At 57.0% G+C, this 16,908-nt stretch carries 10 protein-coding genes, 2 tRNA genes and 3 rRNA genes; 9 read left to right on the forward strand and 6 right to left on the reverse strand.

The genetic code is table 11. The features are described from left to right. The 3 genes from D9M09_RS05735 to D9M09_RS05745 all read right to left on the reverse strand — a co-directional run bounded on the left by D9M09_RS05735 (window position 1) and on the right by D9M09_RS05745 (window position 3,097). Window positions 1-561 carry a DUF934 domain-containing protein gene (locus tag D9M09_RS05735; RefSeq protein WP_070312124.1) on the reverse strand — a complete coding sequence of 187 codons (561 nt, stop codon included), beginning with the start codon at window positions 559-561 and terminating at the stop codon, window positions 1-3. Then, the gene (locus D9M09_RS05740; RefSeq protein WP_086138740.1) at window positions 554-2,242 is read right to left on the reverse strand and encodes a nitrite/sulfite reductase; all 1,689 of its coding nucleotides are present in this window, start codon (window positions 2,240-2,242) and stop codon (window positions 554-556) included. Before D9M09_RS05740 ends, D9M09_RS05735 begins: the two co-directional genes overlap by 8 nt. 81 nt (window positions 2,243-2,323) lie before the next feature. Then, a complete protein-coding gene (locus D9M09_RS05745) occupies window positions 2,324-3,097 on the reverse strand; it encodes a sulfite exporter TauE/SafE family protein (protein ID WP_121668792.1) in 774 nt (257 codons plus the stop codon). A 160-nt stretch (window positions 3,098-3,257) separates the two neighbouring features. Here D9M09_RS05745 and D9M09_RS05750 point away from each other — a divergent pair, with 160 nt between their 5' ends. The 3 genes from D9M09_RS05750 to D9M09_RS05760 all read left to right on the forward strand — a co-directional run bounded on the left by D9M09_RS05750 (window position 3,258) and on the right by D9M09_RS05760 (window position 6,169). After that, window positions 3,258-4,199 carry a CysB family HTH-type transcriptional regulator gene (locus tag D9M09_RS05750; protein WP_034751505.1) on the forward strand — a complete coding sequence of 314 codons (942 nt, stop codon included), beginning with the start codon at window positions 3,258-3,260 and terminating at the stop codon, window positions 4,197-4,199. A 61-nt stretch (window positions 4,200-4,260) separates the two neighbouring features. Then, a complete protein-coding gene (locus D9M09_RS05755; protein ID WP_070219464.1) occupies window positions 4,261-4,911 on the forward strand; it encodes a class I SAM-dependent methyltransferase in 651 nt (216 codons plus the stop codon). A gap of 310 nt (window positions 4,912-5,221) precedes the next feature. Further along, complete coding sequence (locus D9M09_RS05760) at window positions 5,222-6,169, forward strand: porin (RefSeq protein ID WP_046682561.1); 948 nt, start codon at window positions 5,222-5,224, stop codon at window positions 6,167-6,169. Between the two features lie 45 nt (window positions 6,170-6,214). Here D9M09_RS05760 and D9M09_RS05765 read toward each other — a convergent pair whose 3' ends face one another. The 3 genes from D9M09_RS05765 to D9M09_RS05775 form a co-directional block, all read right to left on the reverse strand. Beyond that, window positions 6,215-7,405 carry a PAS domain-containing sensor histidine kinase gene (locus D9M09_RS05765; RefSeq protein WP_070290527.1) on the reverse strand — a complete coding sequence of 397 codons (1,191 nt, stop codon included), beginning with the start codon at window positions 7,403-7,405 and terminating at the stop codon, window positions 6,215-6,217. Window positions 7,406-7,570: 165 nt separating this feature from the next. Continuing rightward, window positions 7,571-8,329, reverse strand: a complete 759-nt coding sequence (locus tag D9M09_RS05770; RefSeq protein ID WP_070219462.1) for a LytR/AlgR family response regulator transcription factor — start codon at window positions 8,327-8,329, stop codon at window positions 7,571-7,573. Window positions 8,330-8,397: 68 nt separating this feature from the next. Continuing rightward, on the reverse strand, window positions 8,398-9,690 hold the full coding sequence (locus D9M09_RS05775) for a sensor histidine kinase (RefSeq protein WP_121668793.1): 1,293 nt from the start codon (window positions 9,688-9,690) through the stop codon (window positions 8,398-8,400). Between the two features lie 576 nt (window positions 9,691-10,266). Between D9M09_RS05775 and D9M09_RS05780 the strand changes: the two genes are divergently transcribed. The 6 genes from D9M09_RS05780 to D9M09_RS05805 all read left to right on the forward strand — a co-directional run bounded on the left by D9M09_RS05780 (window position 10,267) and on the right by D9M09_RS05805 (window position 16,878). Beyond that, window positions 10,267-11,797, forward strand: a 16S ribosomal RNA gene (locus D9M09_RS05780). Window positions 11,798-11,897: 100 nt separating this feature from the next. Beyond that, window positions 11,898-11,974: transfer RNA gene (locus D9M09_RS05785), tRNA-Ile, on the forward strand. Between the two features lie 27 nt (window positions 11,975-12,001). Further along, window positions 12,002-12,077, forward strand: a tRNA-Ala gene (locus tag D9M09_RS05790). A gap of 245 nt (window positions 12,078-12,322) precedes the next feature. Next, window positions 12,323-15,212 (forward strand): 23S ribosomal RNA (locus D9M09_RS05795). Between the two features lie 140 nt (window positions 15,213-15,352). Further along, window positions 15,353-15,465, forward strand: a 5S ribosomal RNA gene (gene rrf, locus D9M09_RS05800). The 16S, 23S and 5S rRNA genes sit together here with 2 tRNA genes alongside, the layout of an rRNA operon. 114 nt (window positions 15,466-15,579) lie before the next feature. After that, window positions 15,580-16,878 (forward strand): leucine-rich repeat-containing protein kinase family protein, encoded by a 1,299-nt coding sequence (locus tag D9M09_RS05805; protein WP_121668794.1) that lies wholly within the window; start codon window positions 15,580-15,582, stop codon window positions 16,876-16,878. The last annotated feature ends 30 nt before the right edge of the window (window positions 16,879-16,908 follow it).

The raw sequence follows: 16,908 nt of genomic DNA on the forward strand, positions 1-16,908 counted from the left end.
TCAGATGCCGGCCGCGTTGTCGAGGTCAGGATTCTGGCCTTCGCGGTGGTGGCGGCGGAACAGCGGCGATTTCTGGTCCCACGACGCCTGGTAGGTTTCCGAAAAGACGGACAAACCTTTCAGGGCGTCATGGATGCTGCGGTCCGGACGCGTCGCATAGGCATCGAAGCCGACGCGGTGCATGGAAAACAGCTGGTCGCGCAGCACGTCGCCGATGGCGCGCAATTCACCCTGGAAACCCAGGCGGGCGCGCAAATTGAACGCGATGGAATAGCCGCGGCCATCCGTGAATTTCGGAAAGTCCACGCCGATGACGGGCAGTTGCGCCACGTCGGCCGCCAGGTCTTCTGGCCGTTCGTCGCTGGCCAGCCACACGCCGATGTCGGGCAGGCGCGCCAGCAGGGTCTCGCGCTGTGCTTGCCACACGGGCAGGGGGACGATGACCTTGCCGGCAGGCACGACCACCGTTTCCGGCGTGTCGGTCTCATCGAGGCGCAGCAAGCCCCAGGTATTCGGCACCACGGCGGCGTTCTTGATGATCTCTTCGCGTACTTCAAACATATTCGTCTTCTCCCACCAGGTTGCCGACCGTGATCGGCGTTGCATATACGTGTTCCTTGAACGGCGCCAGGCCCAGGCGCTGGGCCGTATCGACGAAGCGCTCGCCTTCATGGCGGTCGCGCACGTAGACGTGCAGCAGGCGGCCGATGACTTCAGGCATCTGCAGGGAAGAGAACGATGGTCCGATGATCTTGCCGATGGCCGCATTGTTGCCTTGCGCGCCGCCAATCGACACTTGATACCATTCGCTGCCATCCTTGTCGACGCCGAGGATGCCGATGCTGCCCACGTGATGGTGGCCGCAGGCATTGATGCAGCCGGAAATATTCAGTTCGATCTCGCCGATGTCGTGCTGGAAGTCGATGCTGTCGAAGCGTTCCGCGATGGCGGCCGCGATCGGCAGCGACTTGGCGTTCGCCAGCGAGCAGAAATCGCCGCCCGGGCAGCAGATCATGTCCGTCAGCAAGCCGATGTTCGGCGTGGCCAGGCCGTGCGCCTTGGCTTCCTGCCACAGTGCAAACAGTTTCGACTGTTCCACGTCGGCCAGCACCAGGTTTTGTTCATGCGTCACGCGCAGTTCGCCAAAGCTGTAGCGGTCGGCCAGATCGGCCACGAAGTCGATCTGCTCGGCCGTCGCGTCGCCTGGCGGCACGCCCGTTTTCTTCAGGGACAGTACCACGGCCACGTAGCCGGGGCGTTGGTGCGGCTTGACGTTGCGCGCCAGCCAGTTTACATACGCCTTGTTGTCCGCGTGTTCGGCCTGGTAGTCGAGTTCTGGCAGGGCAAGGTAGGCGGGCGGATTGAAGAAGTCCGCCACGCGCTGCATTTCCTCGGCCGTCAAGGTTTCCGGACCATCCTTCAAATCGACCCACTCCGCTTCCACCTGGCGCGTGAATTCTTCCACGCCGATGGCTTTCAGCAAAATCTTGATGCGCGCCTTGTATTTGTTGTCGCGGCGGCCGTGCAGGTTGTACACGCGCATGATCGCCTGGATATACGTCAGCAAGTGCTGCCATGGCAGGAAGTCGCGCACGACACTGCCCAGGATCGGCGTGCGGCCCATGCCGCCGCCGGCCATCACCTTGAAGCCCACTTCGCCAGCGGCGTTGCGCACGGCCGTCAAGCCGATGTCGTGCACGGCGATGGCGGCGCGGTCTTCCTCGGCGCCATTGATGGCGACCTTGAATTTGCGGGGCAGGGCGATGAACTCGGGGTGGAAGGTGCTCCACTGGCGCAATACTTCCGCGTACGGGCGCGGATCGATGATTTCATCGGCGGCGACGCCCGCAAACGGGTCCGATGTTGTATTACGGATACAGTTGCCGGACGTCTGGATCGCGTGCATTTCCACGGAAGCGAGGTCCGTCAGGATATCGGGCGTCTGTTCCAGCTCAATCCAGTTGAACTGGATGTTCTGGCGCGTCGTGAAGTGGCCATAGCCGCGGTCATACTTGCGCGCGATGTGCGCGAACATGCGCATCTGCTTGGACGACAGCAAGCCGTACGGCACGGCGATGCGCAGCATGTAGGCGTGGCGTTGCATGTACAGGCCGTTTTGCAGGCGCAGCGGAATGAATTCCTCTTCCGTCAGTTCATTGGCGATACGGCGCGCAACCTGGTCTCGGTACTGGGCGATGCGTTCTTTGATGATGAGGTGGTCGTACTGATCGTAATGGTACATATCAATTCCTAAAAAAGCCGGGGTGCTTGAAGATTGCCTGGGATGATGTTCTTGATACTGCTCTTGTCACTTGTTCGGTCATTAATAGATTAGCTTCACTGCCACGCCGGTCAAGGTCATCGCCAGCAAGACTCTTAAAAACTGTTCCGGCACGGATCGCGCGACCCAGGAGCCGAGCGTGATGCCGGGCAGGGAGCCGACCAGCAAGGAGGCCAGCAATTCCCAGTGGATGGAGCCGAGCCACCAGTGGCCCAGCGCGGCGATGGCCGTCAGGGGCACGGCGTAGGCGATGTCGGTGCCCGCCACTTCGGCCGAGCTCATGCGTGGATACAGCATCACCAGCAAGGTCGCGCCGATGGCGCCGGCGCCGATCGACGAGACCGTCACCAGCACGCCCAGCACGGCGCCGGCAATGATGGTTGCGGCGGCAAGCTTGCTGCCTTGCAATTGTTTCTCAGGGTGGGCATTGATCCAGGCCAGCATGCGGCCCTTGAAAATGAGTGCCACGACGGTCAGCAGCACGGAGCCGGCGATCGAGTAACGGATGATCTGGCCGATTTGCGGCGACAGGGTGCCGAACGATTTGAGCGCCAGGGTCGCGATGACGGCGGCGGGCAGGGCGCCGATGCACAGGCGCTTGACGATATCCCAGCGGATGGTGCCGCGCAGGCGGTGCGTCAGGGTGCCGGCGCTCTTGGTGATCGAGGCGAAGGCCAGGTCGGTACCCACCGCCACGGAAGGCGGTACGCCAAACAGCAGGGTTAACAGCGGCGTCATCAGCGAGCCGCCGCCCACGCCGGTCATTCCTACGAGTAATCCTACGGCAAATCCTGAGACTATATAAGACAAAGTCATGCTTGCACCCCCAAAGTACTCGCAATAGTAATAAACTTAGTGTTTATTCCAAACTACTAAGTACGCATTTGCTTATATGCGATATGCGTATATGCATGCATGCAAAATCATGGGTGGGGCGGAAACTCGGCAAATCACGGCAATCTAGGGCAAACCAGCAATGAATCTCCATCAACTGCGCTTCGTGCGCGAAGCGGTCCGGCAGAACTACAACCTGACGGACGCCGCCAAGGCCTTGTTCACGTCGCAACCGGGCGTATCGAAAGCCATCATCGAGCTGGAGGAAGAGCTGGGCGTGGATATTTTTACGCGCCACGGCAAGCGCATCCGCGGCTTGACGGAGCCGGGCCGCCTGGTGCTGGAGTCCGTCGAGCTGATTATGCAGGAAATCGACAGCATGAAGCGCATCGGCAAGGAATTCGCGGCGCAGGACAGCGGCAGCTTTACCATTGCCACTACGCATACACAGGCGCGCTACACCTTGCCCAAGGTGGTGCAAGCTTTCATGCTGAAGTTCCCCAAGGTGCGATTGTCTTTACTGCAAGGAAATCCGCGCCAGATCGCCGAGATGGTGCAGCGCGACCAGGCGGATCTCGCCATCGCCACGGAATCGATCGCCGCCATCGATGGCCTGATCACCTTGCCATGCTATCAATGGGAACACGTGGTGGTGGTGCCCGTCGACCATCCGCTGCTCAAATCGAAGTCCGTGACCCTGGAAGAAATCGCCGCCTTCCCCCTGATTACCTATGACAGCGCGTTCGCCGGACGCAACAAGATCGACCATGCTTTCGTGCTGCGCGGCCTGAAGCCGGACATCTTGCTCGAAGCCATCGACGCGGACGTGATCAAGACTTATGTCGAGTTGGGCATGGGGATTGGTATCATAGCTGGTATGGCCTTCGATGCCGAGCGCGACAAAGGCTTGCGCGCCATCCCTGTCGGGCACCTGTTCGGCATGAATGTGTCGCGCGTGGCCGTCAAGCAGGGCGCGTATTTGCGCAGCTATATTTATACCTTTATCGAGTTGCTGACGCCGACCTTGAACCGCAAGCTCATCGAGCAGGCGATGAGCGGTGATAAAGAGCACTACGAACTATAACAATGCATGAAGTCGGCCGGGCGAGGTGCCTGGCCAAGATTATTTAAGAAGAGAAGAAACAATGATTACCGATCAGCTTGCCAAATATTACGCCACCATCGCGCAGCAGTACGAGCGCGTCTATGACAAGCCCGAACGCCAGGAAGACCTGGAAGTGTTGCGCGACAAGGTCGCCGACGTGCTGGAAGGCCACACCGTGCTGGAACTGGCTTGCGGCACCGGCTACTGGACGGAAGTGGTCGCCGAGTCGGCCGAGTCCGTACTGGCCACCGATATCAACGATGAAATGCTGGCGCTGGCCCAGGCACGCGGCTTGCCCGACAACGTCACCTTCGCCAAGCTCGATGCCTTCAACTTGCCCGACGACATGCTGGGCAAGTTCACGGCCGTGTTCGCGGGTTTCTGGTGGTCGCACGTCAAGCGCGAAGACCAGGACAAATACCTGAAGCAATTGCGCACGAAGCTGGGCAAGGACATCCTGCTGGTGCTGATCGACAACTCGTATGTCGATGGCAGCAGCACCGTGATCGCGCGCACCGACCTGGAAGGCAATACGCACCAGTTCCGCACGACGGAGGCGGGCGAGCGCTATGAAGTGCTGAAGAATTTCCCATCGGATAGCCACCTGCGCAAGAAGTTTGCCCACTCGGCCCGCGAAATCCGCATGAAGCGCCTGGAATACTACTGGCTGTTGAGCTGCCGTCTGAAGTAAGGCTGATCTGTCTATATGGTAGCGGTAGGTCGGATTAGCCCGTAGGGCGCAATCCGACAGGCGTTGCCGAAGGTGCTAGTCGGATTATGCGTGGCCTTGTCCCGCTAATCCGACCTACGGTAAATAGGCCTTGCCGCCGCATGAATCGCCTCCGGGCGGTTTTTTTTCGCCTGTTGTTTTTATCTGACAAGATGTTGTTCCAAAAAACAACATCTTGTCGATGTCATATTGTTGAAGTATTTCGTGGGCATGATTCGGTTCAGCAGCTAAGCAGCACCATTCTTGTCCAACCTAATGTAGAGAATCTCAAGTGAAAAAAATTACTCTGGCAGCATTGATCATCGGCACCTTCGCAGCAGCTACGGCACAAGCACAATCGAACGTCACCGTGTACGGCCTGGTTGACCTCGGTATTGCCAAGACCACTGGCCAGCCGACGGTACAACGCGAAAACAATGCGTCGCGCCTCGGTTTCAAGGGTACGGAAGATCTGGGTGGCGGCCTGTCCGCAATTTTCAACCTGGAAAGTGAATTCCTGGCCGACACCGGCGCGCAAAAAGGCGTGTTGTTCGACCGTCAAGCGTACGTGGGCTTGAAAGGCGCTTTCGGTACCGCCATCCTGGGCCGCACCAAGAATCTGGTCGATGGCACCATCGCCCGCGTCGACCCATTCAACACCTACGGCGTGGTCGGCAAGAACAATGAAACCCTGCTGCGTTCGGGCGTCGGCTCGTCGCGCGTCAACAACGCCGTCACCTACAACAGCCCAAGCTTTGAAGGTTTCGTGGGCAGCCTGCAATACGTGCTGAGCGAAGTCAACAGCGCTGACGCGGGTGTGATCGGCCTGGCAACCTACGACAATGGCCCGATCAGCCTGCACGCCGGCTACGAAAAAGCCGTGCAAGCAACGGCAACGGCGGCCAAGCCTGACCTGTGGTCCATCGGTGGCGGCTATAAATTCGGCCCGGCCAAGATCACGGCCGCCTACTCGAAAGGCGACACCAAGGTTGCGACGACTGGCGAATTCAAGTCCTACTTGATCGGCCTGAACTACACGGTGGGCGGCGGCGATGCCAAAGTGTCGTATGGCAAGCAAGAGCAAAGCAACAACAAGTTCAAGGATCAGGACACCATCAAGGAATTCGGCGTCGGTTACGACTACCACCTGTCGAAGCGCACCGACGTGTACGCTTACGCTGGCCGCGAGCGCGTCAAGTCGCTGACTTCGTACCAGATCGGTCTGGCACACAAATTCTAAGCATCATTCGATGTGACGAAGCAAAGGCGCCTGCGGGCGCCTTTTTTATTGCATCGCCGCGGATGCCGCCTCGGCATTCATGGGCAGCGAGATGTCGATGCGTGTGCCGCCAAGCTCGCTATCGGCGCCGATATGGATGCTGCCGTTCAAGCCCCAGACCCGCTCGCGCATGCCCAGCAGCCCTAGTGCCGTGGCTTTTTCCAGGTCGTGTTCGGCAATGCCGCGGCCGTCATCCTGGATGGTGATGGCCAGCGAGGAATCGATGCGGTGCAGGGCGATGGTGATGTGGTTCGCTTCGGCATGGCGCGCGATATTCGTCAGTGCTTCCTGCACGATGCGGTAGATGGCCGTGCTGCGCGCGTCGTCGAGCACGAGGTCAGCCTCGTCGGCCAGCAAGTCGAAATGGATGGCGCGGCGCAGCAGGAAGTCGTGGCGCAGTTTTTGCAGCGCAAAATACAATCCCCCTTCATCGAGCGCGCGCGGGCGCAGGTTGCTGGCGATGCGCCGCAGCGAGGTAATGGCCGTCACCAGCAAGCCGTCCATGCTGTGCAGCAGGGCTTGCAGGGGCGCGGTGGTGTCCGTGTGCTGGCGCACCAGGGTCAGGTCGACGCGCAAGGTGGCCAGCAATTGCCCCAGGTCATCATGCAGTTCGCGCGCGATATGCTTGCGTTCTTCTTCGCGGATGGTTTGCAGCGCGCTCGACAATTCACGCAATTGCGAAAAGGAGCGGGCCAGCTGTTCATGCATCTGCTGACGCGCCGTAATGTCGCGCACGATGATGGTAAAGACGCTGTGGCCGTCTTCCTGCATGGCCGAGAGCGATCCTTCGAGGGGAAACATGACGCCATCGCTGCGCCGTCCCGTCAAGGTGTAATCGGTGGCGCGCCGGCCCGTCAGGCGCAGTTCCTGGCTGATATCGCCAAACGGCGGCTCGCCATCGTGCTGGCCCAGGCCGCCGAGGGTGCGCAAGTCGCGCAGGATGTAGTGACCCAGGCGCATGCCGCGCATGCCGGCCGGCGTGTCGTCGAACAATCTGGCCGCTGCCGCGTTTGCATGCAGGATGATTTGCCGGCTGTCGATGCTGATGATGGCGTCGCTGGCGCTGTCGATGATGGCTTGTCCGCGCGCCTGCTGCTGCCGGCGGGCTTTCAGTGGCGGAAACAGGCACAGCAAAAGCGCAGCCGCCATACCCAGCGGCAAGATGCGCAGCAGTGCAGGACTGCCTCGGTCGGGCATGGGGCTTCTCCTTGCGAACGTGTACGAAGGCAGACAGGACAGCGATGGAGAGTTGGACTTTATCTAGCCTATGCCTGCTGGTGCGGCGCGGCTTGATGTGGCGCAGGAAGGGGAAAGGAAGAGATCAAGGCGCCGCACCGGCCTGGGCCGGGCGGCGGCGGAGTCTTACATTTGCTTGAACAGGTGCAGGAAACTGCGGCTCACTTCGAGCTTGTCGGATTTGCCTTTGATGAGTACCAGGTGACGGCCGCGGATGTCGCGCGTCACGCCTTCGATGGCATTCACGTTGACCAGGGTGGCGCGGTGGATTTGCCAGAACAGCGAAGGGTCGAGCTCTTCGGCCAGGTCGCGCACGGGCTTGCGGATCAGCGCTTCATACTTGGCCGTCTGCACGCAAGTGTATTTCTCGTCAGAACGGAAGAACAGGATCTCTTCCACGGGGATCATGCGCAAGTCCTGGCCGATGCTGGCCTGTATCCATTGCAGGTAGGTGGGCTTGGCCGTGATTTTTTCCGCCAGTTGCGACAGCATGGCCGTGACGCTGCTGTTGACGTCCAGGGCCGGCTTGTTCAAGTGCGTTTTCAGGCGCTCCACCGTCACCAGCAGACGCTCATGCTCGGGCGGCTTGAGCACGTAGTCGACGGCGCCCCGCTCGAAGGCTTCGACGGCGTGACTGTCATAGGCCGTGACGAAGACGATATGCGTCTTGTTGCCTATTGCTTGCGCCGCCTCCATGCCCGTCTTGCCCGGCATGCGGATATCGAGGAAGGCAAAATCGGGTTTGAGTTGTTCCACCAGTTCGATCGCCTCGTCGCCATTCTTGGCTTCGCCGATGATTTCCAGTTCAGGCCAGGCCTGGCCCAGGCGCAGGCGTAGCTGGTCGCGCATCAGTCTTTCGTCGTCGGCAATAATAGCGGTAGGCATAGGTCTCAAGTGTGAACAGGCGAAGATTGATTATTCAATGATTTAGCGTTTTTATCAACTACTCTGTCTTACTTGGACAATTGATATGGCACTTCGATCACGGCGCACACGCCGGACGGTTGATTTGGCGTAATGGTCAGGCTGCCCTCGTCGCCATGCAACAGCTTCAGGCGTTCGCGTATGGTGGGCAAACCCAGTCCCGTGCCATCGCTGGGCACTACGCCAAAGCCCAGGCCGTCATCGGTGACGGTCACGCGCAGCTTGCTGTGCGCCACTTCGGCCACGATGCGCAGGGTGCCGCCTTCCGGTTTGACTTCCAGGCCGTGCTTGATGGCATTTTCCACCATCGATTGCAGCATCATGGGCGGGAAGGCGGCGCTGCGCAGGCCGTCGGGAATCTGGAAGTCGACGGTCAGGCGTTCTTCCATCCGCATTTTCAGCAGGTTCAAGTACGCTTGCACCATGTCCGCCTCACGGCCCAGGTTGGTAATCAGGGCGTTGTCGCGCATTTGCGGCAGCACGGCGCGCAGATACTGGATCAGGCTGCGCTGCATCTTGGCCGCGCGCGGCGGATCGACCTGGATCAGGTGTTCGACGGAGGCAAGCGTATTGAACAGGAAGTGCGGCTCGACTTGCGCCTGCATCATCTGCATCTTCGCCTCGCTGAGCTGGCGCTGCATGGATTCGCGCTCGGCCGCCTCATTTGCGGTGACGGTTTCCGCTTCGGCCCGCTTCTTGCCGCCGACCAGGGCCTTCATGGCGAACAGGGCCAACACCAGCAAGGAGACAAAACTCTTGAACCATGTCGAGGCTTGCTGGTGGTAGCGCGACACTTTTTGCTCGGCGGCATCATCGACCGCTTCTTCGATGGCATTCGACAACTCTTCGCCGATTTGCGGCGGCAATTCGATATGGACTTCTTCCCCTGAAGCATTGGTGGTCACCGGATAGTTGGGCTTGGCGGGGGCGGCTGGTGGTTGCGGCGGTTCCGGCGGCACGGCACTGGCTTTTGCGTCCGCCTCGGCGGCATCGGCTGGATCGCTGGCCGCCTCGGCCGCGCTGCTGCGGCGATTCTTGCCACTGCGGGGATTGAAATGGATGCCCGTATCGTCGATCAGGATATTGGTTTCCCCCGAACCCTTGCTGCTGCGTTTATGCGACTTGATGACCACTTCTTCGTCCGGGCTGGACGAGAACAGCTCATCTTGCAAAATGGAGCCGGCGATCAGAGCCAGTGCAGCGAACAGGAAGAATTTCCACCAAGACAGTTGGGTGACCCAGGTTGTCGTCGCGTCGAATGCCCGTTGTAACCAAGCGAGGATGGTTTTCAACAATTGGGGCAGGCTGGAAATCGGAAGCATGAGGGGACACTTTCAAGTACTAGAGTTTAATCGACGCAGCGGGCAAGTTTAACCCCTTGTTGAGTAGCGTCAGAGTCTGATATTGCCACTGTGCCTAAAGACCACGAACTACGCCAGCCGATTGCGACAGGCTGCACAAAAAGGCGCTTGAAGTGAAGACAAGGCTTGCTGGGCTGTGAGCGCGGGAAAATAGCGCTTGCGGGCCGCGCGGCGCAGGGCTATAATTCGCCCCCTCGCTGAACGACGCATGCAAATGCCGAGTAAAGCAGGGTGAAAAAAGAAGGTTGACGAATTAGCCGAAACGCTTCATACTCTTCCTTCTTCGCAGCTGACAAACACAACGCTTTGTCGATGGCGCGAAAGTAGCACCGAATACAGTTCTTTAACAATTAACAGTCGATAAGTGTGGGCATTTGATGTAAGTGCAGCGCTGCGCAAGCAGCGTAAAACTTAAAATATCAAATGTTCACAAGAAATAATGAAATAGGCGCTACGAAAGTAGTGGCCTGTCAGTTTTTTGAGTGAGCGACCCGTCAGCAATGACGGTGCCGGTAAAATGGCAAAGTAACAGAGATTAAACTGAAGAGTTTGATCCTGGCTCAGATTGAACGCTGGCGGCATGCCTTACACATGCAAGTCGAACGGCAGCACGGAGCTTGCTCTGGTGGCGAGTGGCGAACGGGTGAGTAATATATCGGAACGTACCCTGGAGTGGGGGATAACGTAGCGAAAGTTACGCTAATACCGCATACGATCTAAGGATGAAAGTGGGGGATCGCAAGACCTCATGCTCGTGGAGCGGCCGATATCTGATTAGCTAGTTGGTAGGGTAAAAGCCTACCAAGGCATCGATCAGTAGCTGGTCTGAGAGGACGACCAGCCACACTGGAACTGAGACACGGTCCAGACTCCTACGGGAGGCAGCAGTGGGGAATTTTGGACAATGGGCGAAAGCCTGATCCAGCAATGCCGCGTGAGTGAAGAAGGCCTTCGGGTTGTAAAGCTCTTTTGTCAGGGAAGAAACGGTGAGAGCTAATATCTCTTGCTAATGACGGTACCTGAAGAATAAGCACCGGCTAACTACGTGCCAGCAGCCGCGGTAATACGTAGGGTGCAAGCGTTAATCGGAATTACTGGGCGTAAAGCGTGCGCAGGCGGTTTTGTAAGTCTGATGTGAAATCCCCGGGCTCAACCTGGGAATTGCATTGGAGACTGCAAGGCTAGAATCTGGCAGAGGGGGGTAGAATTCCACGTGTAGCAGTGAAATGCGTAGATATGTGGAGGAACACCGATGGCGAAGGCAGCCCCCTGGGTCAAGATTGACGCTCATGCACGAAAGCGTGGGGAGCAAACAGGATTAGATACCCTGGTAGTCCACGCCCTAAACGATGTCTACTAGTTGTCGGGTCTTAATTGACTTGGTAACGCAGCTAACGCGTGAAGTAGACCGCCTGGGGAGTACGGTCGCAAGATTAAAACTCAAAGGAATTGACGGGGACCCGCACAAGCGGTGGATGATGTGGATTAATTCGATGCAACGCGAAAAACCTTACCTACCCTTGACATGGCTGGAATCCCCGAGAGATCGGGGAGTGCTCGAAAGAGAACCAGTACACAGGTGCTGCATGGCTGTCGTCAGCTCGTGTCGTGAGATGTTGGGTTAAGTCCCGCAACGAGCGCAACCCTTGTCATTAGTTGCTACGAAAGGGCACTCTAATGAGACTGCCGGTGACAAACCGGAGGAAGGTGGGGATGACGTCAAGTCCTCATGGCCCTTATGGGTAGGGCTTCACACGTCATACAATGGTACATACAGAGCGCCGCCAACCCGCGAGGGGGAGCTAATCGCAGAAAGTGTATCGTAGTCCGGATTGTAGTCTGCAACTCGACTGCATGAAGTTGGAATCGCTAGTAATCGCGGATCAGCATGTCGCGGTGAATACGTTCCCGGGTCTTGTACACACCGCCCGTCACACCATGGGAGCGGGTTTTACCAGAAGTAGGTAGCTTAACCGTAAGGAGGGCGCTTACCACGGTAGGATTCGTGACTGGGGTGAAGTCGTAACAAGGTAGCCGTATCGGAAGGTGCGGCTGGATCACCTCCTTTCTAGAGTTTGCACGAATCAGGTAACTGGTTCACGCATCAAATGTTCACACTTATCGGCTGTTAGTCAAAGAAGAAACAGTAGTCGTAGAAGTTCCGCGTTGGGGCTGTAGCTCAGCTGGTTAGAGCACCGTGTTGATAACGCGGGGGTCGTTGGTTCGAGTCCAACCAGCCCTACCAGTAAGACCCGAGTCGTAGAAATATCCTGGGGGATTAGCTCAGCTGGGAGAGCACCTGCTTTGCAAGCAGGGGGTCGTCGGTTCGATCCCGTCATCCTCCACCAAGTACTTTGAAAGTGCAAACGTAAGCCGGTCAGTGACTCAGGTTTAGGTTTGATCTTTTAGCGATCAAAGCTGTTTCGTTCTTTAACAATCTGGAAGAAGTAAAGATTATTTATTGATCGGTTTGCCGTAACAAGCGAATCGATGGGTAATGATTGTATGTATCAACAAACAAGCAACAACGTTGTACTTTCTTATCCCTGTAGCGCTCTTTGAGGACTTCGGTCTTCAGAGGCTAACGTTATAGGGACAAGCGAATAAGTGCACATGGTGGATGCCTTGGCGATTACAGGCGATGAAGGACGTAGTAGCTTGCGATAAGCTGCGGGGAGTGAGCAAACACACTTTGATCCGCAGATTTCCGAATGGGGCAACCCACCCTTTTAGGGTATTGCATACTGAATACATAGGTATGCAAGGCGAACGCGGCGAACTGAAACATCTAAGTAGCTGCAGGAAAAGAAATCAACCGAGATTCCCAAAGTAGCGGCGAGCGAAATGGGAGGAGCCTGTACGTGATAGTCGGACCGATAACAGAATCCTCTGGAAAGTGGAGCCATAGCGGGTGATAGCCCCGTATGTGAAATCGGACCGGTGGTACTAAGCGTACGACAAGTAGGGCGGGACACGTGACATCCTGTCTGAATATGGGGGGACCATCCTCCAAGGCTAAATACTCGTAATCGACCGATAGTGAACCAGTACCGTGAGGGAAAGGCGAAAAGAACCCCGGAAGGGGAGTGAAATAGATCCTGAAACCGTGTGCATACAAACAGTAGGAGCGGACTTGTTCCGTGACTGCGTACCTTTTGTATAATGGGTCAGCGACTTACATTCAGTGGCAAGGTTAACCGCATAGGGAAGCCGTAGAGAAATCGAGTCCGAATAGGGCGATCAGTCGCTGGGTGTAGACCCGAAACCAAGTGATCTACTCATGGCCAGGATGAAGGTGCGGTAACACGCCCTGGAGGTCCGAACCCACTAATGTTGAAAAATTAGGGGATGAGCTGTGGGTAGGGGTGAAAGGCTAAACAAACTTGGAAATAGCTGGTTCTCTCCGAAAACTATTTAGGTAGTGCCTCAAGTATCACCATCGGGGGTAGAGCACTGTTATGGCTAGGGGGTCATTGCGACTTACCAAACCATTGCAAACTCCGAATACCGATGAGTGCGAGCTTGGGAGACAGACGTCGGGTGCTAACGTCCGGCGTCAAGAGGGAAACAACCCAGACCGCCAGCTAAGGTCCCAAAGATTGGCTAAGTGGAAAACGAAGTGGGAAGGCTAAAACAGTCAGGATGTTGGCTTAGAAGCAGCCATCATTTAAAGAAAGCGTAATAGCTCACTGATCGAGTCGTCCTGCGCGGAAGATGTAACGGGGCTAAGCCAGTCACCGAAGCTGCGGATATTGTTCTGTGATTTATCACAGATATATATGGTAGGAGAGCGTTCTGTAAGCCTGCGAAGGTGTCTTGTAAAGGATGCTGGAGGTATCAGAAGTGCGAATGCTGACATGAGTAGCGATAATGGGGGTGAAAAGCCTCCACGCCGTAAGCCCAAGGTTTCCTGTTCAACGTTCATCGGAGCAGGGTGAGTCGGCCCCTAAGGCGAGGCAGAGATGCGTAGCTGATGGGAAGCAGGTTAATATTCCTGCACCGTCGTATGATGCGATGGGGGGACGGATCGCGGAAGGTTGTCTGACTGTTGGAATAGTCAGTTTCTGTCTCATAGAAGGCGCTTAGGCAAATCCGGGCGCGCAATTCAAGGGGATGGGACGAGTGAATTTATTCACGAAGCAATCGGAAGTGGTTCCAAGAAAAGCCTCTAAGCTTCAGTCATACGAGACCGTACCGCAAACCGACACAGGTGGGCGAGATGAGTATTCTAAGGCGCTTGAGAGAACTCGGGAGAAGGAACTCGGCAAATTGGTACCGTAACTTCGGGAAAAGGTACGCCCCGGTAGCTTGATTGGTTTACTCCATGAGGGTGAAAGGGTTGCAATAAACTGGTGGCTGCGACTGTTTAATAAAAACACAGCACTCTGCAAACACGAAAGTGGACGTATAGGGTGTGACGCCTGCCCGGTGCTGGAAGATTAAATGATGGGGTGCAAGCTCTTGATTGAAGTCCCAGTAAACGGCGGCCGTAACTATAACGGTCCTAAGGTAGCGAAATTCCTTGTCGGGTAAGTTCCGACCTGCACGAATGGCGTAACGATGGCCACACTGTCTCCTCCCGAGACTCAGCGAAGTTGAAATGTTTGTGATGATGCAATCTACCCGCGGCTAGACGGAAAGACCCCATGAACCTTTACTGTAGCTTTGCATTGGACTTTGAACCAATCTGTGTAGGATAGGTGGGAGGCTTTGAAGCGGGGACGCTAGTTCTCGTGGAGCCAACCTTGAAATACCACCCTGGTTTGTTTGAGGTTCTAACCTTGGTCCGTTATCCGGATCGGGGACAGTGCATGGTAGGCAGTTTGACTGGGGCGGTCTCCTCCTAAAGTGTAACGGAGGAGTTCGAAGGTACGCTAGATACGGTCGGACATCGTGTTGATAGTGCAATGGCATAAGCGTGCTTAACTGCGAGACTGACAAGTCGAGCAGGTACGAAAGTAGGACATAGTGATCCGGTGGTTCTGTATGGAAGGGCCATCGCTCAACGGATAAAAGGTACTCTGGGGATAACAGGCTGATTCCTCCCAAGAGTTCATATCGACGGGGGAGTTTGGCACCTCGATGTCGGCTCATCACATCCTGGGGCTGTAGCCGGTCCCAAGGGTATGGCTGTTCGCCATTTAAAGTGGTACGTGAGCTGGGTTTAAAACGTCGTGAGACAGTTTGGTCCCTATCTGCCGTGGGCGTTGGAAATTTGAAGGGGGCTGCTCCTAGTACGAGAGGACCGGAGTGGACGAACCTCTGGTGTACCGGTTGTCACGCCAGTGGCATTGCCGGGTAGCTAAGTTCGGAAGAGATAACCGCTGAAAGCATCTAAGCGGGAAACTTGCCTTGAGATGAGATTTCCCAGAGCCTTGAGCTCTTTGAAGGGTCGTTCGAGACCAGGACGTTGATAGGCTGGGTGTGGAAGTGCAGTAATGCATTAAGCTAACCAGTACTAATTGCCCGTACGGCTTGTCCCTATAACCTTAGCAGGTACAGAGGATAAGACGGTACAACGTTGCGTGTGTGTTGATACACCAATTCATTACCCCCAATCTTTGCTTCTTCCAGATTCATGGCCTTGTCGTCCTACAGGAGACAAGCGTCAGTACAAGTTATGCCTGATGACCATAGCAAGTTGGTCCCACCCCTTCCCATCCCGAACAGGACCGTGAAACAACTTTGCGCCGATGATAGTGCTGCAACCAGTGTGAAAGTAGGTTATCGTCAGGCTTGTTATACGCAGTAAGAGAAAAACCCGTCAAGCAATTGGCGGGTTTTTTTTCGTCTGGTGGTTTTGTGTACGCCAGCGATTGTCGGATTTTTGAAAGGGATATCTTGTCTGCTATGCATACGCTGGAACAATTACGCACTGGCCAACTGGCCGGCCTGCGCCGCCTGAAGCTGTCGTGCGGCTTGACGGACTTCCCACGCGAGATATTCGACCTGGCCGACAGCCTGGAAATCCTCGACCTGTCCGGCAATGCGCTATCTTCGCTGCCCGACGATCTGCCGCGCCTGCACAAGCTGCGCATCATATTTTGCTCGGATAATCTGTTCACCACCTTACCGGCCGTGCTCGGTTCCTGTCCTGGGCTGGAAATGATCGGTTTCAAGGCGAACCGGATCGGCCACGTGCCGGCCGCAGCCTTGCCATCGGCACTACGCTGGCTGACGCTGACCGACAATGCCATCGAAGTCTTGCCTGATGAACTCGGCAAGTGCGGGCAATTGCAGAAACTCATGCTGGCGGGAAATTGCCTGAGCAGTTTGCCGGCATCGCTGGTGAACTGCCGCAAGCTGGAACTGGTGCGCATCGCCGCCAACCGTTTCACGGCGCTCCCCGATTGCCTGCTGGCCTTACCACGCCTGAGCTGGCTCGCGTATGCGGGCAATCCCTTTACGGAAGCGCGTGAACTGGCGGCCCTGAGCGGCGCCGGGACGGCGGGCGTGGCTTGGCCGCGTTTGCAACTGGCGCAGCAGCTGGGCGAGGGGGCATCGGGCGTGATTTTCCGTGCCCGCCTCGATGGTGTTGAGGATGTCGCCGTCAAAGTATTCAAGGGGGCGATGACCAGCGACGGCTTGCCGCGCAGCGAAATGGCTGCCTGTGTCGGCGCCGGCGCCCATCCGGGGCTGATCCCCATCCTTGGGACGCTCGATGCGCATCCGCAAGGGGCGCTGGGACTGGTCATGCCGCTGATCGACGTGGCCTATCGCAACCTGGCAGGGCCGCCCAGCCTGTCATCATGCACGCGTGATGTGTATGCCGAAGGCGTGCGCTTTGAGGCACCGCAAGCCTTGGCCATTGCCCAGGGCATCGCCTCGGCCGTATGCCAGCTGCATGCGCGCGGCATCGTGCATGGCGACTTGTATGCACACAATATCCTGTATGCGGACGGTGGCGCCTGCCTGCTGGGCGACTTCGGCGCGGCGTCGATGTTTGCGTCCGGTTCACCGCATGGGGAGGTACTGCAAGGCATAGAGGCGCGCGCCTTTGGCGTGCTGCTGGGCGAGTTGATCGCGCATTGCGCGACGTCGATGCCCAGCCTGCAGGCCATGATGGATGCTTGCCTGCAGGAAGAAGTATTGCGACGGCCCAAGTTCGACGTGATCGAACGGGCATTGCGGCAGATGCTCCCCGCATAAAAAAATGGCGCAGCCTTCGCAGGCTGCGCC

This window comes from Janthinobacterium agaricidamnosum (genome assembly GCF_003667705.1).
Taxonomy (GTDB): Bacteria; Pseudomonadota; Gammaproteobacteria; order Burkholderiales; family Burkholderiaceae_D; genus Janthinobacterium.

What these genes read in the sequence shown, in the direction of transcription:
- D9M09_RS05750 (WP_034751505.1), top strand. Translation starts at nt 3,258, where the DNA reads ATGAATCTCCATCAACTGCGCTTCGTGCGCGAAGCGGTCCGGCAGAAC.
- D9M09_RS05775 (WP_121668793.1), bottom strand. Translation starts at nt 9,690, where the DNA reads ATGCTTCCGATTTCCAGCCTGCCCCAATTGTTGAAAACCATCCTCGCT.
- D9M09_RS05765 (WP_070290527.1), bottom strand. Translation starts at nt 7,405, where the DNA reads ATGCCCGACCGAGGCAGTCCTGCACTGCTGCGCATCTTGCCGCTGGGT.
- D9M09_RS05735 (WP_070312124.1), bottom strand. Translation starts at nt 561, where the DNA reads ATGTTTGAAGTACGCGAAGAGATCATCAAGAACGCCGCCGTGGTGCCG.
- D9M09_RS05805 (WP_121668794.1), top strand. Translation starts at nt 15,580, where the DNA reads ATGCATACGCTGGAACAATTACGCACTGGCCAACTGGCCGGCCTGCGC.
- D9M09_RS05770 (WP_070219462.1), bottom strand. Translation starts at nt 8,329, where the DNA reads ATGCCTACCGCTATTATTGCCGACGACGAAAGACTGATGCGCGACCAG.
- D9M09_RS05740 (WP_086138740.1), bottom strand. Translation starts at nt 2,242, where the DNA reads ATGTACCATTACGATCAGTACGACCACCTCATCATCAAAGAACGCATC.
- D9M09_RS05745 (WP_121668792.1), bottom strand. Translation starts at nt 3,097, where the DNA reads ATGACTTTGTCTTATATAGTCTCAGGATTTGCCGTAGGATTACTCGTA.
- D9M09_RS05755 (WP_070219464.1), top strand. Translation starts at nt 4,261, where the DNA reads ATGATTACCGATCAGCTTGCCAAATATTACGCCACCATCGCGCAGCAG.